This is a genomic window from Paenibacillus rhizoplanae (assembly GCF_042684125.1).
Lineage (GTDB): Bacteria > Bacillota > Bacilli > Paenibacillales > Paenibacillaceae > Paenibacillus_AQ > Paenibacillus_AQ rhizoplanae.
The window spans coordinates 66,000-87,544 of record NZ_JBHUKY010000035.1 but is presented as its reverse complement, the minus strand read 5'-3'; the positions used below and the strand labels follow the sequence as shown (position 1 = coordinate 87,544).

Annotated in this window: 14 protein-coding genes; 12 read left to right on the top strand and 2 right to left on the bottom strand. The window is 55.1% G+C overall.

Features of this window, described 5'->3' with window-relative positions; genetic code table 11:
* Nucleotides 1-84 precede the first annotated feature (84 nt).
* The gene (locus ACFSX3_RS21730; protein ID WP_209993217.1) at nucleotides 85-1,110 is read right to left on the bottom strand and encodes a LacI family DNA-binding transcriptional regulator; all 1,026 of its coding nucleotides are present in this window, start codon (nucleotides 1,108-1,110) and stop codon (nucleotides 85-87) included.
* 282 nt (nucleotides 1,111-1,392) lie between these two features.
* Here ACFSX3_RS21730 and ACFSX3_RS21725 point away from each other — a divergent pair, with 282 nt between their 5' ends.
* Nucleotides 1,393-6,378 (top strand): carbohydrate binding domain-containing protein, encoded by a 4,986-nt coding sequence (locus ACFSX3_RS21725; RefSeq protein ID WP_209993216.1) that lies wholly within the window; start codon nucleotides 1,393-1,395, stop codon nucleotides 6,376-6,378.
* Nucleotides 6,379-6,687: 309 nt separating this feature from the next.
* Here ACFSX3_RS21725 and ACFSX3_RS21720 read toward each other — a convergent pair whose 3' ends face one another.
* Nucleotides 6,688-7,242, bottom strand: coding sequence for a GbsR/MarR family transcriptional regulator (locus ACFSX3_RS21720; protein ID WP_209993215.1), 555 nt, complete (start codon nucleotides 7,240-7,242; stop codon nucleotides 6,688-6,690).
* Nucleotides 7,243-7,496: 254 nt separating this feature from the next.
* Between ACFSX3_RS21720 and ACFSX3_RS21715 the strand changes: the two genes are divergently transcribed.
* The 11 genes from ACFSX3_RS21715 (at nucleotide 7,497) to ACFSX3_RS21665 (ending at nucleotide 21,517) form a co-directional block, all read left to right on the top strand.
* Nucleotides 7,497-8,696: a quaternary amine ABC transporter ATP-binding protein gene (locus ACFSX3_RS21715; protein WP_209993214.1), complete on the top strand. Its 1,200-nt coding sequence runs from the start codon at nucleotides 7,497-7,499 to the stop codon at nucleotides 8,694-8,696.
* Entirely contained in the window at nucleotides 8,693-9,529 is an 837-nt protein-coding gene (locus ACFSX3_RS21710; protein WP_209993213.1) for an ABC transporter permease, read from the top strand. Before ACFSX3_RS21715 ends, ACFSX3_RS21710 begins: the two co-directional genes overlap by 4 nt.
* Nucleotides 9,530-9,543: 14 nt before the next feature.
* Nucleotides 9,544-10,428 carry a glycine betaine ABC transporter substrate-binding protein gene (locus tag ACFSX3_RS21705; RefSeq protein WP_209993212.1) on the top strand — a complete coding sequence of 295 codons (885 nt, stop codon included), beginning with the start codon at nucleotides 9,544-9,546 and terminating at the stop codon, nucleotides 10,426-10,428.
* A gap of 247 nt (nucleotides 10,429-10,675) precedes the next feature.
* Nucleotides 10,676-11,290, top strand: coding sequence for a TVP38/TMEM64 family protein (locus ACFSX3_RS21700; protein WP_209993211.1), 615 nt, complete (start codon nucleotides 10,676-10,678; stop codon nucleotides 11,288-11,290).
* A gap of 607 nt (nucleotides 11,291-11,897) precedes the next feature.
* Entirely contained in the window at nucleotides 11,898-12,698 is an 801-nt protein-coding gene (gene yunB, locus ACFSX3_RS21695; RefSeq protein WP_379258589.1) for a sporulation protein YunB, read from the top strand.
* Between the two features lie 269 nt (nucleotides 12,699-12,967).
* On the top strand, nucleotides 12,968-14,563 hold the full coding sequence (locus tag ACFSX3_RS21690; RefSeq protein WP_209993209.1) for a response regulator transcription factor: 1,596 nt from the start codon (nucleotides 12,968-12,970) through the stop codon (nucleotides 14,561-14,563).
* Nucleotides 14,560-16,326, top strand: a complete 1,767-nt coding sequence (locus ACFSX3_RS21685; RefSeq protein WP_209993208.1) for a cache domain-containing sensor histidine kinase — start codon at nucleotides 14,560-14,562, stop codon at nucleotides 16,324-16,326. Before ACFSX3_RS21690 ends, ACFSX3_RS21685 begins: the two co-directional genes overlap by 4 nt.
* Nucleotides 16,327-16,453: 127 nt before the next feature.
* Nucleotides 16,454-17,857, top strand: coding sequence for an ABC transporter substrate-binding protein (locus tag ACFSX3_RS21680; protein ID WP_209993207.1), 1,404 nt, complete (start codon nucleotides 16,454-16,456; stop codon nucleotides 17,855-17,857).
* Nucleotides 17,858-17,942: 85 nt separating this feature from the next.
* A complete protein-coding gene (locus ACFSX3_RS21675; RefSeq protein WP_209993206.1) occupies nucleotides 17,943-18,830 on the top strand; it encodes a carbohydrate ABC transporter permease in 888 nt (295 codons plus the stop codon).
* Complete coding sequence (locus tag ACFSX3_RS21670; protein ID WP_379255133.1) at nucleotides 18,827-19,657, top strand: carbohydrate ABC transporter permease; 831 nt, start codon at nucleotides 18,827-18,829, stop codon at nucleotides 19,655-19,657. Before ACFSX3_RS21675 ends, ACFSX3_RS21670 begins: the two co-directional genes overlap by 4 nt.
* 18 nt (nucleotides 19,658-19,675) lie before the next feature.
* Nucleotides 19,676-21,517 (top strand): glycoside hydrolase family 127 protein, encoded by a 1,842-nt coding sequence (locus ACFSX3_RS21665; protein ID WP_209993204.1) that lies wholly within the window; start codon nucleotides 19,676-19,678, stop codon nucleotides 21,515-21,517.
* Nucleotides 21,518-21,545: the final 28 nt, after the last annotated feature.

The following is a 21,545-nucleotide window of genomic DNA, read 5'->3' as shown; positions in this document are numbered from 1 at the left end:
GGGTGCGGAATGCAGCCAAGCGAAGTTCTGAGCTGGAGGGGAGGGGGTGCAGGACAGATCCGGGAGAAGCAGGAGTTCAATGGTTCAACGGTTCAGGTGCGTTAGCCCGCTGCCGCAGGATTCACGGACGATCAGCGCCGGTTCAACGACAAACGAGCCGCCTTCAGACTGGTTGTTGATGAGATCGAACAGCATATGGGCGGCGAGCACACCCAGGCGTTCCTTGTTCTGGCGGATGGTAGTCAGTGTAGGGCTGGTATACTGGCAGGCCTCGATATCGTCACAGCCGATGATGGCCACATCCTCGGGAACACGCAGACCCTGCTCCTTCAAGGCGCGGATGGCACCGAGGGCGAGGAGATCGGAGGCGGCGAAGACCGCTTTTGGCAAATTTCCCGATGCAATTAACGAGTTCATCGCCTCATAACCGCTGGGCTCGAAGAAATCACCGCCATGCACGAACCACCCCGGATTCATGGCCAGGCCGAAGCCGGCAATGGCTCGGACATACCCTGCTTCGCGCCGGTTGGAGATATCCGAATCCGCTGTACTGCCTATGAAGCCAAGCTCCCGGTGCCCGAGCAGGTAGAAGTGCTCCACCACCTTGGAAGCAATCTGGTAATTGTCTGACATGACATAGCCGGATTTCTTGCCGGTCAGCTCCAGGTCAACGCCGATGCAGGGAATATGGCTCCGGTCGAGCTCCTGTATGGCGGGTTCCATCTTTTCTCCGGAGATAATAACACAGCCATCCACATGGAAATGCAGGCAACGTGAGTAGTAATCGCCGCTGTTAATGAACTTCTCATTCGAGAAGAAAATCAGATCATACCCCAGCACCCCCATCTGCTTCTTGAACGAATTCAGCACCTCTACAAAAAAAGGATGGGTAAATTCCACATTCAGCTCACCGGCAAAAATAACCCCGATCAGATTCGATTTCTTGGTGGCCAGCGTCTTGGCGGAGCTTGAAGGGGTATATCCGGTTTGTTCGATGATTTCGAGCACTCTTCGTTTCGTTTTTTCGGAAACATCGCTGTAATTGTTCATGATTTTGGACACAGTCGATACAGAGACCCCGGCCATTTCGGCAATTTTTTTGATATTCATTTGCATGACTATGCTCACCCCCGCTGAATAGTTATAACAGGGCCAAAAGACGGGTATGCCAGGGTTTCTCAAGGCTACTGACCGTTCACTTGGACACTCTCTGCTGTCAAACAGCAGTCCTTTCTAGAGTCTATTCAACTTGCCGAAACAAGTCAAAGGTTAATTGCATTCAGAGGAATGGCACGGAGAAAATCGAAACCGATTTCGGTCCGGGGCTTGAGGGCAGCGGGGCGATGGAAATGCGGTAAGAGGAGACTTTAATCCTGAGGAGGCATATACGGAATGAAAAGGAATATATCAGCGCTGTTAGCAGCCGCAGTAATCGTTACCGGACTTTTATCGCCGCTGGGCAGCGGCGGGGCTGAGGCGAAGTCTGTTCAGAGCAGACTGACAGCGCCTGCGGAGACAACGGCCGCCTTGCAGGGCGGAAGCTTGGGGACTAGTGATTTGAAAGCGTTTACCGATGTAAAAGAGGGCAGTTGGGCGGCTCAAGCAGTGCAGCGATGGAGCCGCAGCGGGGTGATCTCCGGCTACGGAGACGGCAGCTTCCGGCCGGAGCAGCAGGTAACCCGGGCAGAATTCACGGCAATCGTCAACCGGATATTCGGCTATAAGGATATGGCGGCTGTGCTTCCGGCGGATATCCCGGCGGCGGCCTGGTACAAGGACGATATTGCCAAAGCGGTAGCAGTGGGGTATCTGAGTACAGACGCAAATCAGCGTATCGAACCTGCGGCTCCGCTGAAGCGCGGGGAGGCAACTGTGGCGTTGCAGCGGATATTGAGGCTGGAGACTGAACGTCAAGCCAAGGGCATGTATAGCGACCTGGCGGGAGCTGACAGTGCAGTAAGCGCTGCGGCGGATGCTTTTACAGCAGCCGGTTATATGCAGGGCTATCCCGGAGGCTTATTCAAGCCGGACGGGGGGATTACCCGTGCTGAGCTGGCGAAGCTGGCAGATACACTGGTGCCGGAGCTCCGCTCCGCAGCCGGGGAAGTGAAGCTGGGCAAGGTGAAGGGCAATGTGGTGCTGAGCCATGGGGATATTACACTGAGGGACAGTATCATTGATGGAAATCTCTATCTTACCGAGGGAATCGGGGAAGGAGTAATCCGGCTTCAGGGGGTGCAGGTTACCGGCACAACCTATATTCGCGGCGGCGGGGGGCAGGGCATAAGCCTTACGGACAGCAGTCCTGGGGCTGTTCAGGTAGCGAAGCCGAAGGGCAGCGTCCGCATCGTTGCCAGCGGGACGACAACTGCCGGAACAGTACACCTTGATTCCGGTGTTATCCTTGAAGAAGGTACGCTTACCGGGGAGGGATTCGGTAATGTTGTCCTCCCGGCAGGGGAGCAGATTGTCACTCTTATTGGTAACTATGGGGTGGTATCCACCGCTGATGCGGCGGGAGGCAACCTCATGCTGAGCTTGTCAGGCAAGCTATCCAAGCTGATCTGGGGCGTTCCCGGCAAGCTGATGCTGATGAATCAAGCGCAGGTGGCTGAGCTGCTCCTTACAGCCGGGGCCCGGGGTACTACGATTACGGGCAGCGGCAGCTTCGGCACCGTGCTGAATCAGGCGGAGGCTGTGACGGCCGGGGGCATCGTGCTCAAGCCGGGCAGCCACAGCAATCTGAATCTGGCCTCGCCGCAGGCCAGCCAGCCGCCTGTTGCTGCTGGGGGAGGAGAGATTGCGACGGCTACACCGGCTGTCACGGCGACGCCGGAGCCAGTAGTTACGCCGGAGCCGACGCCAACGCCGACCAGTGTTCCGTGGAGTCTGGTGTGGAATGATGAATTCGATGACAATGTTATCGATCCTGCGAAGTGGACCTATGATCTCGGCGATGGCACCGCTGTCGGGAATCCCGGCTGGGGCAATAATGAGCTGGAGTATTACACCAATGACGCGAAGAATGTGAAGGAGCAGGACGGCAAGTTAATCATTACCGCGCGCAAGGAGGCAATGGGCGGCAAGCCGTACACTTCCACCAGAATCAAGACCAATGGCTTGTACAGCAAGGTGTACGGCAAATTCGAAATCCGGGCGAAAGCGCCAACAGGCAAGGGGCTCTGGCCGGCGATCTGGATGCTGCCGGAGAATTATGTGTACGGCAATTGGGCGGCCTCCGGGGAGCTGGATATTATGGAAGGCTGGGGCAGCCGCCCGAATGTGGTTGCCGGAACGATCCATTATGGTTCCCAGTGGCCGGATAATGTCTATTCCGGCAAGGAATATGTGTTGCCGGGCGGTTCCACTATTGAAGAATTCCACACCTACTCCATTGAGTGGGAGCCGGGAGAGATCCGCTGGTATGTGGATGGGGTGCTGTTCTCCACCAAGAATGACTGGTACAGCAAAAGTAGCGGACAGCCCGCTATCAATGCGTATCCGGCACCGTTCAACCAGAAGTTCCACCTGCTGATGAATCTGGCAGTCGGCGGCAACTTTGACGGTAACCCTACGGAAGAAACGGTATTTCCGAGTTCCATGGAGATTGACTATGTCAGAATCTATGAGCTGACCGGACGCGAATACCGGCAGCCGGTTCCGGTTGAGCTGGAGAAAGAGCCTTATCTTGAGGGGGCGAAGCCGCCGCTGGCAGATGGGAACTTCATTTATAACAGCGGGTTCACGCAGCAGGTGGAGGGAGATCCGGGGATGGGCATCCCGAATACAGCCCACTGGATACTCTACAAGGATGAAGGCGCGGATGCGGCTCTGTCTCTGGAGCAGGCAGGCGGCGTGAATCTCCTCAAGGTAAACATTTTGAAGCCGGGCGGTAACTCTTATTCGATTCAGCCGCAGGCCATTGTCTCGCTGGCAAAGGGCAGATATTACAAGCTAAGCTTCGACGCCAGAACGGATACGGCGAGGGAGTTCACAGCCCGGCTGACCGGCGGCGCACCGCTGGGCTTCCCGTCCTATTCCCCGGCGTTCAAGGCGGTGCTGACCCCGCAGCTTCAGCATTACGAGACGATGTTCCAGATGAAGGAGAACTCGGACAATGCCGCGCGGATTGAGTTCAATCTGGGGACCAATGCTTCCCCAGTATGGCTTGGCAATGCACGGCTTGAAGAAATCGGCAGTATCCCCTTCGAGCATGACAGCGCCAAGGCGCCGCTCGGCAATGGCAATCACCTCTACAACGGCAGCTTCGATCTGGGCGAACCGGACCGGATGAGCTATTGGCATATCGATGCTTCAGGAGATGCGGAGGTTAATCCGCAGGTTGACACTGAAGGCCGCCTGAAGCTGGACATTACAGGCGCTGACACCGGCGGCAGCGAGGTTACGCTGCAACAGAAGGGGATCTTCCTGGTGCAAGGCCAGGATTACAAGCTGACCTTCGAGGCAGACAGCTCCTCCGCAAGGACAGCAATTGCCACACTGCGCGGCCATGACGGCGTAGTCTATGCTTCCCAGCCGGTTCAGTTGAGTGCGGGCCATCAGCAGGCTGAAGCGGTGTTCAAGAATCTCGCGGGAGCTACGGATCATCTCGGACAATTCATCCTGCGCCTGACCGGGGGCACTGGAACAGTGCTGCTGGATCAATTCATGCTGGTACGCACCAGCTCCTATTATGATCCTGATCTGACCTATTACCCGCTCTTGAACGGGGATTTCAGCTTCGGGCTTACGAGCTGGGAGCGGCTGCTTACAGAAGACGGCGGCCAGAGCACTGCGGCTGCGGTGGATGGAGCAGCCAAATTCAGCATTACGAACACCGGCAATCAGGCGTATTCGGTGATGCTTTTCCAGAATAACCTGAAGGCAGCGGCGGGCCTCGATTATGTGGTTGAATTCGATGCCAGCGCCAGCGTGGCCCGGCAGATCAATGTGAAGGCAGAGAATGCGAGCTATTCCCCTTCCATCGATAAGACGGTGGAGCTGACACCGGAGAAGAAGCATTACCGGTTCGAATTCCGGCAGGGGGCGAATGATACGCTGTCACTGAAATTCTTGCTCGGCAAGGTGGGCGGGGTGAGTGTTCCGCAGAGTCATGACATCATCATCGACAATGTCAGATTCGAGATCAAGGACGCCCCGGCGAAGCCGCAGGAGCTGCTAGCAGATTCCACAGCCAACCGGGTATCACAGCCGATTGAGCTGACCTTCATCCAGAAAGCAGAGTGGTCCGGCAGCATTAAGTCCGTTAAAGTGAACGGCGCCACGCTTGCGGCAGAGTTGTATCATGTAGGGCCGGGAGCAATCACAATTCAGCCTGCCGCCTTCCCGGCAGAGGGAAGCTATATCATTACCGTGGAAGCCGAAGGGTATGTCAACGCTAGTGTGGTGCAGACCTTACTGGCGAATGATAACAATCTGGTCGTTAACGGATCATTCACCGGCGGCAGCTCAGGCTGGTCCACCTGGTCCGGCGAAGGCGGAGCCTCGTCCTTCCAAGTGGTGGACGGAGCAGCGGAGGTGCTGATCACGGCGGCCGGGGCACAAGCCTGGCATACCCAGCTCTATCAGGACAAAATCCCGCTTGAAGCCGGCGCAACCTATGAGCTGAGCTTCAGAGCGAAATCTACCGTTCCCCGGCAGATAGTCGTGGAATACAGCGGAACCTCTGCCCAAGCGGCTCAGTCGAAGTTCGACATTACAGCCACATGGGCGACTTACAGCACACAGTTTAGTGTGACGAATGACAATCCGCTGAAGCTGAATTATCTGATTGGTGCGACACTGGGTGAAGATAAGACGGCGAACCATACGGCGCATACGATTTCTTTTGACGACATTGTGCTTAGGAAGGTAACGGACGTACCGGACACGGAGCCTGCCAGCGGCACACTGGATAACGGTACATTCGATGAACAGCCGGCTCTTAAGGGCTGGACCCAGTACTTCGAGGGCGCCGGAAATGCTGCAGTCCAGAATGGCGAGCTTGAGGTGTCGCTGGGCTTCACGGGATCTGCCAACTACGCCGCCCAGGTAGATTACAGGGATCTGAAGCTCACTCAGGGTAAAAGCTATACCTTGGCCTTCAGCGCCCGTTCGGATATCACCCGGCTGATTGAAGTAGCAGTCGAGCATTTCGGAGGGGAATATACGAAATATTTGCAGACAACCGCCGCTGCGCTGACTGGCGAAATGCAGCGCTTCAGCTACACCTTCACCATGAACGGCGGGACCGATGCAGGTGTTCATTTGGTCTTTCTGCTGGGGCTGAATCCCGGCAACAGCACAGAGACGAATGCGGCTATCGAGGCAGGCAATCATATCTACATCGATGACGTCAGTCTGGTGGAGAACCCGTAAGCTAACGGAAGACGGCGTGATTTGCCGGTAGTATAACTGCCGAAAGACAGCACATCAGCATGCGAAAACGGCCGCGGTCCTTGAATTCAAGGGGCGCGGCCGTTTTGATACTTGTATGGAAACTATAGTTTTCCTGGTAGAGCATCATATGGATCAAATGTATGCGAAAAACAGCATACAATGTGCTCAAACGCAGGCGATGGCCCGAATGCATGTGGAAAACAATATTACATTTGCCAGCGTGGAGGTAATCCCATTCATCCGTTAGGATGATTTTGTCCAGAATAGTTTGAACGCCTATAGCTGATATTATTCTTTAGGGATTAATTCAAAGATCTTGCCGGTTTCAAGCGACTCGATCAGCTTCAGCAGCCAGCGGTAATATTTGATGGCTTCCTCAATCTTGATCTCGTCGGTGTGGAGCAGGCGTGAGAGGTCCGGCTCGTCCGCATAATCGATTTGCATTTGCCGGATTTCGGCGAGCGATTTGTTAAGGGCGGTCATATTTCCTTCCACTGCTTTTCTCCATTTAATGGAGAAGTAGTCGCTGAAGTTCTGATGCCAGTCGGGCACCACCTCGAACAGATCCTTGCGGGTGCCCTTGCCCCAGACTTTGTCGATCATCTTCAAATCCAGCAGTGTACGCACTCCAGTACTCATCGAGGTCTTGCTCATGCCCATGTTACTGCTTAGTTCATCCAGTGTGACCGGGCCCTCCTTGAAGTACATGTAACCGTATAAATGCCCGATGGACAAGGTGATGCCGTATAAATCCATGTTTTTGCCGATAGAATCGATCACTCGTTCACGGGCCTTGCTGATTTTCTCTATTTGCTCGGGCAGAAGCCCCTCTAAATCGTTCATGATGTCCCTCCTGAGGAATAGGCTGACAGGCTAGAAACCTCTCCAGTGTATTGTAATCAAATCCTTGGCAAGAAGTAAAGAATTCATCAGTAACGGAATACGGCGTTAAACAGAGTATTCTATACGTAAAGTTTGTAAAGTTAAAACTGTACACTAAATTTTAACCGAATATGCGCTTTGCTTCTCTTTTCGTAAGTCCGTTACACTAGGTCAGTAGCATTAACCCGAAAGTATAAGGGGAGAAGGAGGTCACCATGGCAATTATAGAGGTGAAACAGTTAACCAAAGTATTCGGTCATGATGCAGCACGGGCGCTTCCATTAATGGAACAAGGCTGGTCCAAAGAAAGAATCGCCAAGGAAGCCAAGCTGACGGTCGGAGTGAACAAAGCCGAATTCAGCATTGAAGAAGGAGAAATATTCGTCATTATGGGCTTGTCGGGCAGCGGTAAATCCACGCTCGTCCGTCTATTGAACCGGCTGATTGAGCCCACCGGGGGCCAGGTGCTGTTCAAGGGCAAGGATGTTGTCAAGATGAGCCCGGAGCAGCTAAGAGAATTCCGGCGCAAGAATATCGGCATGGTCTTTCAAAAGTTCGCGCTGTTCCCGCATCGCAGTGTGCTGGCCAACGCAGAATACGGACTGGAAGTTCAAGGGGTGGAGAAAAGTAAGAGAACCCGACTTGCAATGGAGGCTCTTGAGCTAGTGGGTCTAAAAGGCTGGGAGAATCACCGTCCGGATCAGCTTAGCGGGGGCATGCAGCAGCGTGTCGGCCTGGCGCGCGGTCTGGCCAATGATCCTGACATCCTGCTGATGGATGAAGCGTTCAGTGCGCTTGATCCGCTGATCCGCAAGGATATGCAGCAGGAGCTGCTGGAGCTGCAGTCCAGAGTGAAGAAGACGATTGTATTCATCACGCATGATCTGGATGAGGCGCTGCGGATCGGGGACCGTATTGCCCTGATGAAGGACGGGGTCATTGTCCAGATCGGATCGCCGGAAGAAATTCTTATCCAGCCTGCGAACAAATATGTGGAGCGCTTCGTGGAGGATGTGGATCTGTCCAAAGTCCTGACCGCTTCTCATGTGATGCGCAAGCCGGAGATGATCCGCCCGGAACGCGGACCCCGGGTTGCCCTGCAGCTTATGCGGGACAGCGGCGTATCCAGCCTGTATGTGGCGGATAACGAGATGCGGCTGCAAGGTCTGCTGACTGCGGATAATGCCTCACAGGCGTTGAAGGAGAACCGCAGCATACTCGATGTGATGCTGCGTGATATTCCACGTGTTCAGCCGGATACCCTGTTGAATGATCTGTTCGAGCTGATGTCGGAGACACATCTGCCCGTTGCTGTAGTAGGGGAAGGCGAGAAGCTGAAGGGCATTGTTATCAAAGGGGCTGTGCTGTCTGCTCTGGCCGGTAACGCGGTTCCTGAAGGAGGATTAGGTTCATGAATATACCCAAGATACCGCTCGGAAAGGGCGTAGAATGGATCGAAGATTGGCTCACGACCTACTTCGGCCCTATATTTGATTTCATTCATGCTGTAATCGGGGGAATGGTGAGCGGGATTGATGCGGCGCTGAATTTCCTGCCAGCCATTGTGTTGACCCTTCTTATCGCTGCTCTGGCCTACTGGATTGGCAAATGGCGGATGGCGCTGTTTGCGGTGCTCGGGCTTTTGCTGATAGATAATCTGGGGTTATGGGGCCCGTCGATGCAGTCGCTGGCCCTTGTGCTGACAGCTTCCTTATTGGCTGTAGTTATCGGGGTTCCGCTGGGAGTATTCTGTGCGCAGAGCCGGACCTTCCAGAATATCGCCACCCCTATCTTAGACTTCATGCAGACGATGCCGGCGTTCGTCTATCTGCTTCCGGCCGTCTCCTTCTTCTCGCTGGGGGTTGTTCCCGGCGTCATTGCTTCTATTATATTTGCGATTCCGCCAACGATCCGCTTAACCAACCTGGGCATCCGTCAGGTGTCGCCGGAGCTTGTGGAAGCTGCGGATGCCTTCGGTTCAACCGCAAGCCAGAAGCTGTTCAAGCTGCAGCTGCCGATCGCACTGCCGACCATTATGGCCGGTATTAATCAGACGATCATGCTGTCCCTGTCGATGGTCGTTATCTCGTCCATGATCGGGGCCCAGGGGGTCGGAGCCTATGTATACCGTGCGGTATCGCAGGCCAAGACCGGCGCGGGCTTCGAGGCGGGGATCGCCATTGTTATTATTGCCATACTGCTGGACCGTCTGACCCAGAAGCTGTTCAAATCCAAACCACAAGGATAGGAGTGTATAATAATATGAAAAGAAATCAATCGATAAAGCGTAGACCGCTAATTTTGCTGATGCTGCTCATGGCAGTAGTCCTGGTAGCTGGTTGTTCGTCCAATAATAATAGTACGGTGAAGCTGGCTTATGTGGCCTGGGATTCTGAGATTGCCAGTACAAACGTAGTCAAGGAAGTGCTGGAGACGAAGCTCGGCATGAAGGTGGAGATGCTGCAGGTCGATGCCGGACCGATGTGGGCAGGGATTGCTGACGGAAGCGCAGACGCGATGGTAGCCGCTTGGCTGCCAAGCACCCATGCCTCTTATGTGGAGAAATACGGCAAGGACATTGAGGATGCCGGTGTGAATCTGGATGGAACGAAGACCGGGCTTGCCGTTCCCGCTTATATGGAGATTAACTCCATTGAGGATCTGAACAATGCGGAGCTAGCAGCAACGCTGGATAAGCGGATTATCGGAATTGAGCCGGGGGCCGGAATTATGACGGCTACGGAAAAAGCGCTCGAAGCCTACGGCTTGAGCGATTATACGCTGCTGGAAAGCTCGTCGGCGGCGATGGCGCAGGAGCTGCAGAAGGCTTTTGACAAGAATGAACCGATTGTAGTCACCGGCTGGACTCCGCACTGGATGTTCGCCAACATGGACCTCAAGTACCTGGACGATCCGAAGAATGTCTACGGCGGTGCCGAGCAGATTCATACCATGGTCCGCAAAGGCCTGAAGGAAGATATGCCTGATGTGCACAAGTTCCTGAGCCAATTCAAGTGGACCGCAGAGGATATGGAGCAGGTTATGGTCAAGATTCAAGGCGGACAATCGCCTGAAGAAGCAGCCAAGGACTGGGTAGAGAACAATGAAGCGAAGGTTAATGAGTGGATGGCCGGCGTTTCTGCTTAAGTGAAATCTGGAGGGCTCAGTGATCTGGCGGCGGAAACCGATGTGTGCTATGATGAGAGAAAATAAGCAACAATTCTGTAACTTGTACCGCTAACCACTGTCCTTTTCCTATTCCTGTTTTAAGCGGCTCTTCAAGTAGAATATTTCAATTTATTGTCAATAAACACCCCGCGAGGGGTGTTTTTCTTCAACGTTAATGAGCGGTTCCTTTACATGCTGCAAGGAGTCAGGAAAGGAAGAGCGCTCCATGACCGAGATGATTAATGCCTGGATTGACTGGCTGCTGCAGAGTCTTGGACTTAGCGGACCGTCCATTGTATTCGCTACACTTCCGCTCGCCGTGCTGCAAAGCTTGTTCGGATTTTTCCCCCTGGCGATTCTGATTGTGCTCCATGTCTCTGTATTCGAAGTGATCGGCGGGATGGCTGTCAGCTGGCTGGCCTGCAACCTGGGCGCGGTAGTCGTTTATTTTCTCTTCCGGCGCTATCTCTTCGACTGGTTCGACCGCAAATGGGGCTACAAGCTCAAGAAGTATGAGAAATGGCAGACCTATCTGGATCGCTACGGCATCTGGACGCTGGTGCTGCTGCGTACGATTCCGATTGTGCCCAGCAATATCATCAATCTGATGTCAGCCGTGTCTCCGATGAAGCCGGCAGCTTTTGTCTGGGGGACGGTGCTCGGCAATCTGTCCTTTATCTGGCTGTTCGGTACGCTCAGCTCCTCGCTCATTGTCCCGCGTGAGGACTGGAACGGTTTTCTGTTGTGGTACGGCGTATTTATGCTGATTCTGCTTGCTATCTTTGTCCGGCTGCATTGGGGGCATCTTCAGGAGGATAAGCGCAGGCGGGCGGGGCATTAGGTTCTTCACTTCCAGGATAACCCCACTTTTGTGGGGTTATTTTGCGTGTGCGCCGAATAGCCTATTAGTACAGGGAGCGGCTTGACCGCAGGAATGTCGGGAGGGACTGCAGGGCATGGGCAGAATCAGAAAATGGGGGAAACGAGGCGCAGGCGTACCGCTCTTCGGGCGTCTGCGTCTGCCGGACTTCAGCGGAAGCGGCCTGAGGGGGCCGGTCGGGCGCCGCCAGGCCTTCAAGGCCAAACCGTCCAGAGCGGGAATCCGGCCGCCGGGCGCGGGTCCGGGAGCAAGGTTCGAAGCGAAGCCGTCAAGACCCGGCGCGGGTCTGCCTGGCCGGAGCCGGGGGCGGAGCGGGGGCTTCGTGGCGAAGCCCTCCAGGTCCGACGTCCGGCTGGACGGGGATGTAGCGGATTACGGGACAGTGAAGCCGTCCGGGAGAGCAGCGGGCGCTCCGGGCCAGCGGGCCTGGCGTAAGGCCGGGCGCGGTGGCGGTGGCTTCCGCCTGTTCGGCAGCAGGGACGGGCAGCGGCAGGAAGCTGCCCGGGGCAAGGGGCAGAAGCCGCGCAGACGGGGCAGATTCTGGATCGTTCTGAGCCTGCTGCTGCTTATGGCGGTGCTGCAGGGGCTGCGTTATGTGGAGCAGCATCTGAAGCCGCCGATTCTCCATCTGGCACAGATCCGGGTGAAGCAGATCGCCACGGAATCGATTAACAAGGCGATTACGTCCCAGGTGGCGGACGGCGGGAATGCCGAGGCGCTGATTGACTGGAAGACAGACAAGAACGGCAAAATCTCCGGCTTCATGCTCAACTACAAGGAGCATATGCGGATTACCTCGCAGGCCGCCGAAGTCATCCAGTCCACGCTCCAGGAGCTGCATAACCGGACGGAATATATTCCGCTCGGGCAGGCGCTCGGCAGTCCGTTGATTGCCTCCTATGGGCCGGATATTCCGATCAAGGTGGAGCCTCAGGGGGCAGTGAAGGTCGAGCTGAACACACGGCAGCAGAATGCGGGAATCAATATGATTCTCGTTGAAGTCTTCATTCATATTATTACCGAGGTAGCCGTCGTCATTCCATTTGATATGGAGCCGCAGGTGGTGGATACAGAGATCCCCGTCTCCTACCTGATGGTGGTCGGTGACGTTCCGATGTACTACTATGACAATCAGGGCAAGCCTGTCGGCGAGAACGGCAGCAGTGCGCCGGGCATCGCCATTCCGGCCCCCTCGCTGAGTACCGAGAAGAGCAGCCCCGGCGTGGACAGTACACCAGCAGGCGGTAACAGCAGCTCCAACTCCAGCGGATCAGACGGACATGCGGGCAGCGGGGAGAGCCCCGCGCCTGCCGCAGGCGGTAATAATGCCCCGGATGTGAGCGGGAATGCCGGGGAAGGGTCGGAGTAAGGGGAGCAGAGAAACATAGAAATAGAAAATAGGGAAAGGGCTCCGGCAGTCATTAGATGGCTGAATGGGAGTCCTTTTTATTGTAGGTACGGGTTGTTATGGGCTTATGCGGATACAGTGCGGAATTAGTTGGCAGGCTGGCGGAGCATCTAATTCAAATCCACCTTTCCAATATGAATCCACTAGGAATGAACCGGAATGGCTTCTATAATAAGGGCAACACTGCGGCTGTTATGAACTGCAAACCATTGCCGGGGAGGCTGAGCATAGTGAGAATATTGATCGTAGATGATGAGCCCAGGCATCTTAGAGGGATGGTTAATCTGATCGGGCGCCTTCGGCCGGAGGATCAGGTGGAAGTGGCGAAGGATGGCTTGTCGGCCATGGAAGCGGTGAAGGCTCACCACCCGGATGCCATATTGACGGATATCCGCATGCCTGTCATGGACGGACTTGAATTTCTGGAACGGCTTAAGCTAGAGGATATTAAAACCAGGGTTGTCATGGTATCCGCTTACAATCTATTCGAGTATGCGCAGAAGGCGGTTCGCCATGGCGCTTATGATTACCTGCTGAAGCCGGTGGAGATTGAGAAAATAGCAGAGGTCTTAAGGCGGATCGACCTTCTGCTGACAGCGGAACAGAGGCAGCGCCGTGAAGAGGAAGAGATGCAGCGCCGGCTTAAGCTCGCTTCTTCCGCCTACCTGAACCGGCTCATGCTGTCCTGGCTGAACGGCAGTGCGTCCGTGGCCGAGCTGGCGGAGCTGAACGGTTATGGTTGGCTGCGGGAGAGCGGTGTCGCTGTGTATTCAGAGCTGAACTCCTGCCAGGACAGCGGGGAGAGGCAGGACAGCGGCGTGTTCATCCGTGCTCTGGAGCAGGCCTGGAGCAGGTGGGGGGAAGCCATCACGATTCCCTTGAGCGGGATGACGGAGGTCGGCCCTCTTGCCGCCGTTACCTTGATTACCCTGGAAGGCCTTACCGGGGACAAGCGGGAAGAAGCCCGGTCCATCGCCCAGTCCTTGGCGGCGGATTGGGCGCATACCGGACAGCTCACTCACGGGATTGGCCCGGAATGCCGTTCTCTCCGGGAGGAAGCGCCGCGGTCCTATCTGGCGGCCAGAACGGCCAACAGTTACAACTTCTATGATTTCCGGCAGGGGCTGCTGTTCTCAGATGAGATTAGGTCTTCTTCCCTTGAGGCCGTTCCTGACTGGAGCAAGGTCTATGAGGCGTTGAAAATGGATGATGCTGCGCTTGTTTTGGAAGCTTGTGTGGAAGCCCTCTGCCAGCTTGCGGACGGTGGACATGCCAGCCCTATGCTGCTGAAGGAGCAGGCATCGCTGATGCTGCTGCAGATCCGTAATGAGCATCAGGACATTCTGGATAAGAGAGCGCAGCAGAAGCTGACCGGTACGGCTACGATGCTTATCCGCTCATGCCGCTCGTACCGGGAGCTGGTGGCCCATTTGGGGCAGGCACTCCGGGAAGCGCATCTGGCCTTAACCGTATCCCGGCAGGATCAGGGGGAGAGCATGATCGCTGAATGCCTAAGCTGGATACAGCAGCATAGGAAGGAGGAGCTTACACTGGAGCGGGCAGCCGATCATTTCCATTTTAACCCTTCCTATTTCAGTACACTGATCAAGAACAGGACGGGAAAAACGTTCTCTGAGCATGTGACGGCGGCCCGGATGAAGCGGGCTAAGGTGCTGCTCGCCGGGGAGCCGCTCCGAATATATGAGGTATCCCTGGAATGCGGATTTCAGGATACGAAATATTTTTGCCGCGTATTCAAGAAGTATTACGGCATGTCGCCCAAAGCCTATAAGCACGCGCTGTCGCAAAGGAAACGTGAGGCATGAAGATCACCTTCCGTTACCGGCTGCTGGCCAGCTATATTCTGCTGATCGCCATTCCCCTGCTCGTTCTGGGGGCTTTGTTCTACCGGACCAGCCTGAAGATTATCACAGAGCAGGCGCAGAAGAATGTGTATGAGATTGTCAGGAAAAATAATGAAGTTATGGACACCAAGCTGCGGATCGTGGACCAGAACAGCATGTCCTTGTTTCTCGATAAGGATCTGTTCCGCATCTTCAACCAGCTGGACCCCGCGAATGAAGCGGAGCTGTTCGCAGCTGACCGGCAGGTGACGGCTGTGCTCAGCAAAACATTTTCCCAGAACCAGGATATCTTTGCCTATCAGCTATGGACCTCCTATTTCACCTTCGGACAACCCCTGCCTCAAGGAGAACCGACGCAATCGGATATATACCGTATGGCCCGGCAGGCGGGAGGGAAGCTGGTGTGGATACCGACTTATGAGTTCGCCTCCATGTTCAACCAGCCCTATCTGCAAGGCGGAAATCTGGAGTTCCGTTATCTCTTCTCGGCTACACGGCTGCTGGATTTCACCTATCTGAGCAATACGAAGCTTGCCAAAATGGATGCCGGAGTGGAACGCCCCGTACTTGCCATAAGCTTCAAATCCGAGGTGCTCAAATCCTTGTATGCAGACAGCATTCCGGGAAGCTCGCGCTACATGGTACTTGATCCGCAGGATAAGGTGGTCGCCAGCAGTGAGCCGGGGAACGTTGCCCAGACTTATAAGGAAGCGTGGCTGAACGAGCTCCAGCGGGAGAAAAGCGGGGCGCGGAGAATGACGCTGAACGGCGAAGCCGTGATCGTCTGTTTCGACCGTTCGGAGGTGACCGGCTGGATGTCTGTCGTGTGGATACCGGAGGCAGGGCTGGTGAGCAGCCTGGTGCCAGTGATCCGGACTTCTATTACCGCCCTGGCCGTTGTGATGGGGATTGTGGCCCTGATCTTCGCTTATTTCATTGCGGGTAAAATCACTAAGCCCATCAAGCGTCTGCTCAGTGCGATGAGATCGGTGGGCGAAGGCGATTTCCAGACCCGCGTGGATGTGGTGAGCAATGACGAGTTCGGCATGCTGACGCAGCGCTTCAACCGGATGAATGACCGGATTCACCTGCTCGTGACAGAGAATTACGAGATCAAGCTGAAGGAGAAGGAGGCCGAGATACAGGCACTGAACATGCAGATGCATCCGCATTTCCTGTACAATACGCTGAATGTGATGAACTGGACGGCAATTGAGAATGATCAGCAGGAGCTTAGCAGGATGCTTGTCTGCCTGTCCAACATGCTGCATTATACCTCCAGGAAGACATGGGATGCCGTACCTTTGTCCGAAGAGATGAGCTGGATGAGTAATTACTTCTATATTATGTCGATCCGCTTCGAGGATAAGTTCACCGTGGAGTATGATATGGACCCCCGGCTCATGGAGCATGAGGTGCCGAGACTGCTGTTCCAGCCTTTTGTGGAGAATGCGATTCTTCACGGCTTCGATCAGACCGGCTCTGGCGGACTCATTGGAATCCGCGGCTGGATTAACGGCAGAACCCGGCATTACGAGGTGGCCGACAACGGCCGGGGCATGAGTGCGGAGACGGTACAGAGGATTCTGTATCAGAAATCTTCTTCCGTGGGCATTAAAAATACTATTGACCGCATTCAGATGACCTACGGCGGCGAGTACGGGATATCCATTTCCTCGACTCCGGGAACAGGCACGAAGGTAGTGATTGCGTTGCCGCTATAAGCCAATCCAGGTCCACCAATACAAAGAGATTAGGGTTATGTAAGCGCTATCTTCTATTTTATAATAAAGGCATCATAGACTGCAGCTATGAACCCGTTGAACTTAGAAATCGAGAGGGGCTTGGAATATGTCGCAACCCAGGAAATCAGTCTTCATCACATTGGCTCTGGTTCTGATGCTTGCCGCCGTGCTGTCTGCGTGCTCGAAGTCGGATACTGCAAGCCCTGACACTTCCGCATCTTCCGGAAATTCCGGATCGAAGGAGAATATTAAGCTGCGGATGACTGTCTGGGGATCACCGGAGGAAGTGGCTCCATATAAAAAAGCGATTCAGAATTTCGAGGCCAAGCATACCAACGTTAAGGTCGAGCTTCAGCATATTGCCGCTGATTATGATACCAAGCTGACGACTATGGTCGCCGGGAATGATGTTCCCGACATTGCCATGATGGAATCGGGCACGATTGCTTTTCCGATGGCGGAGCAGGGCAAATTCTATAATCTTCAGGAATTCCTGGATACGGATGCTGATATCAGTCCGGATACACTGGTGCCTAATATCACCTATTCGCTGGAGCCGGGCAATGTCATCGGCATCGGACCGGGACCGGAATCCTTCGGATTGTTCTACAATGAGGATATCTTCAAGGAGGCCGGTGTTGAACCACCTCCGTCGAATGTGGCGGATGCCTGGACCTGGGATGAATTTGTCGAGGTTGCCAAGAAGTTGACCGTGGACATGAACGGCAAAACAGCGGCCGACCCGGACTTTGATCCGGCAAAAATCAAGCAATATGGAGCAAATATCTCCACCTGGTGGGGGGTGTACAGCAACTTCATCTATTCCAACGGCGGGGATTTCATCTCGGCGGACGGCAAAACCTTCGGCCTTAATCAGCCGGAAGCGGTCGAAGCCCTTCAGAAAATATCCGATCTGATGAATGTGCATCATGTATCCCCTTCACCTGTACAGTCCAAGAACATTCCCGCAACGAATGTGGCTCTCCAGACCAAAAAGGTAGCGATGACAGTCGATGGACAATGGGCAAGCGCAGGACTCGCCCAATCGAAGTTCAACTTCAATGTCGGGGTGATGCCTGTAATGAAGGAGCCGGTCACCACGGTGGTCTGCGGCATGTTCTCCATCTTCAAATCTACCAAGCATCCCCAGGAAACCTGGGAGCTGCTGAAGGCGCTGCTTGACCCCGAAGCCTCCATTGATATGCTTACAGCCGGAACCTGGATGCCGTCTCCCAAGGACTGGTATACCGATCCTGCGCTGCTGGCCAAATGGACGGAGAATCTGGATGCCAGACCTTCCGGTTATAAAGAAGCTATCGTGGATGTGATTCTGACCAAAGGCCACCAGACGCCGACCGGATATGTGAAGAATTTCAACAATATTATGGATCTGGTCAATCCCGCCCTGGATAAGGTATGGCTCGGCCAGCAGACCGCCCAGGAAGCGATGGACTCGATCGCTGCAAAAGCTCAGGCTCAGATTAAGGGACGCCGTGATATTAAGGAATAACTAACTGCGAAACTAGCAGCAGGGAGCGGCGTCCGAATCCTCGTTCGCCGTTCTTTTTGCCGAAATTTCGAGATTGGAGGCCGGTATGCGAAAGGGAATGTTCTACGGGCTGCTGTTCACGGCCCCTGCCATCCTTGGGTTTGCCATCTTTACGCTGGGTCCCATGATCGCCAGCCTGGTGCTCAGCCTGACCGACTATAATGTGTTCAAGGAGCAGACTGCCTTTGCGGGTCTGGATAATTACATGCGGCTGTTCTCAGGCGAGGATGAGCTGTTCTATAAATCGCTGGGGATCACCTTCTATTTCGTCGTGCTGCGCGTTCCTGCGGTGATTCTCCTCTCCTTCGGGATTGCGCTGCTGCTGAATCTCAATGTGAAGGGAAGGGCCATCTTCCGTACCATCATCTACCTCCCGAGTATTGTTCCGGCGGTGGCCTCGGCTATGATCTGGATGTGGCTGCTCAACCCCGATCTGGGACTCATCAATTCGCTGCTGAGCCGTCTGCATCTGCCGACCAGCAACTGGCTGTACGGGGAAGGCAGCGTTATCCCCTCGGTCGTACTTACCACGCTATGGGGGATCGGCAGCACGGTGATTATTTTCCTCGCCGGACTCTCCGGTATCCCCCGGCAGTATTACGAAGCGATTGAGGTGGACGGGGGCGGCTGGTTCCGCAAGCTGAGCCATGTGACGATTCCGATGGTCACCCCCACGATCTTTTTCAATACAATCATGACCATTATCGGGTCCTTTCAGGTCTTCAACGAAGCTTACATTCTGACGCAGGGCGGACCGAATAACCAGAGTCTGTTCTATGTATTTTATTTATGGAGAACGGGCTTCCGGGATGCCGAAATGGGCTATGCGTCCGCGCTGGCCTGGATCTTGTTCGTCATTATTCTGTTCTTCACCTTCATCGTCTTCAGAACCTCGAAGTCATGGGTGTATTACGAAGGGGGGGACCGGACTTGAGGCCGTCAAAGCTTTCACTTACCGCAGGCTACGGGGCGCTGATCCTGATCTCCGGTATGTTCATCATTCCGTTTGTCTGGCTGATCCGCAGCTCGCTGATGAATTTATCACAGATATTTACCATGCCCCCCGAATGGATACCGGCGCCGTTTCAATGGGGCAATTTCCATAAGGCGCTCACGGTGCTGCCGTTCGATGTCTTCTTCAAGAATACGCTCATCATCGTGGTCACCGTGCTGGTGGGAACCGTAATTACGAGCAGCATCGGAGCCTTCGGATTCTCACGGATTCAGTGGAAGGGAAGGGATATGGTGTTCGCGGTCCTGATGACCAGCATGATGCTCCCGGCGGCGGTCACGATGATCCCTAGCTTCCTCGGCTGGCAGATGATGGGGTTATACGATACGCTGTATCCGCTGATTGTGCCCGCTTATTTCGGCGGGGGGATCTTCAACATCTTCCTGCTCCGGCAATTCTATCTGAGCATTCCGCGTGATTTCGATGAAGCGGCCTTTGTGGACGGGGCCAACTACTGGAAAATCTATACCCGGATCATCTTCCCCTTAAGCCGTTCCGCGATTATCGTGGTTGCCTTATTCAGCTTCCTGGCTTCCTGGAATGACTTTATGGGTCCGCTGATCTATCTGAAAAGCGACCGTCTCTTCACCCTCGCTCTGGGCCTGCAAATGTTTCAGGGCACCTATACCGCCCAGTGGGATCTGCTGATGGCGGCTTCGGCCACCGTCGTTCTGCCCTGCGTCATTGTGTTTCTGGCCGGACAGCGTTACTTCCTGGAGGGCATAACCTTAACGGGATTGAAAGGATAAAGGAGGCGGGGAACAGAAATGGCAGAGCAACAAGCGAAGATTCATGCCTGGCAGGGTGTGTCTTTTACGGGAGTTACAATCAATGATGAGTTCTGGCTGCCGCGCCTGAAGGTGCTCCGGCAGACCATGCTGCCGGATTGCCTGTCCAAATGTGAGGAGACCGGCCGCATCAAGAACTTCGCCAAGGCCGGAGGCCTGCTGGAAGGGCATTACGAAGGCAAATATTATAATGACTCGGATGTCTACAAGGTGCTTGAAGGCATTGCCTATGCGCTGATGTCGGAGCGGGATGCCCGGCTTGAGGCTGAGGCCGACCGGATCATCGGGCTGATCGCCGCAGCGCAGGAAGAAGACGGCTACCTGTGTGCTTACTTCACACTGGAGAATCCAGAGGGCAAATGGACGGATATGGAAAAGCATGAGATGTACAACGGCGGCCACCTGATTGAAGCGGCGGTGGCCTACTATGAAGCCACGGGCAAGCGTGAGCTGCTGGAGGTCGCCTGCCGTCTGGCGGATCATGTTGACGGGGTGTTCGGCCCCGGCAAGCGGCACTGGGTGGAGGGGCATCAGGAGATTGAGCTGGCGCTGGTGAAGCTGTACCGCGTGACCAGGGCTGAGCGTTACTGGAAGCTTGCACTGTGGCTGCTGGAGGAGCGCGGCCATGGGCATGGCGTGGGCGCGATCTGGGATAATCCGGAATGGGGGCCGGCCTATTGTCAGGATGATGTTCCCGTCCGCGAGATTAAGCAGGTGACCGGCCATGCCGTCCGTGCGATGTATCTGTATACGGCCATGACGGATATTGTTCATGCTTCAGGCGATTCCGCTTATGCGGAGGCTCTGCACCGGGTCTGGACACATACGGTGGAGCGCAACATGTATATAACGGGCGGCATCGGACCGTCCAGGCACAATGAAGGCTTCACCTCCGATTATGATCTGCCCAACGAGACAGCCTATTGCGAGACCTGCGCGGCCATTGCCATGGTGTTCTGGAATCACCGGATGAACCTGACGTTCGGGGACGGCAAATATGCCGATGTCGTAGAACGTGAAATGTATAATGGCGTTTTGTCGGGAATCTCCCTCTCCGGGGATCAATATTTCTATGAGAATCCGCTTGCTTCACAGGGGGGACATCATCGTGTGCCCTGGTTCGAAACCTCCTGCTGTCCGACCAATCTGGCCCGCTTCCTGCCATCCCTGGGCCAGTACGCCTATGCTGTTACAGAGGATGGCCTGGCGGTGAATCAATATATGAACAGCGAAGCGGAGCTGGTGCTGGCCAGCGGGCTGGGCGTCAGGCTGAAGCTAAGCACCCGGTATCCTTGGAAGGGCCGAATTGAGCTTGAAGTGAACCCTGCCGCAAGCGCTGAATTCAGCATCCGGCTGCGTATGCCGGAATGGTGCAGGGGATATCGGCTGGAGGCCGGCGGCGCCAGAATTGGCGGGGCAGGAGCCTTGACGGATCAAGGGTATCTTGTGCTCAGCCGGCATTGGTCGCCGGGAGACAAGGTGGTGCTAGAGCTGGATATGCCCGTGAATATCGTGCGGGCCAAGCCGGAAGTGGAGGCGGACAGAGGGCGGGTTGCCGTTCAGCGGGGACCCGTGGTGTATTGTCTGGAGCAGACGGATCATCCTGGATGGTCCTATGATGCCTTCTCTATTCCGGCCGGGGCGACGTTCCGGGTGGAGCACCTGCCGGAGCTGCTGGGCGGGGTGACGGTGCTATGGAGCCAGGATGAAGACGGCAGGCCGCTCCGGTTCATTCCCTATTATGCCTGGGACAACAGGGAGCCCGGTTTCATGCAGGTCTGGATTCGGGAACGGGAAGAGAGCGGCCTCTACAGCTTTTAATTTGCAGGTTGCGGAGAAAGGAGGGTTT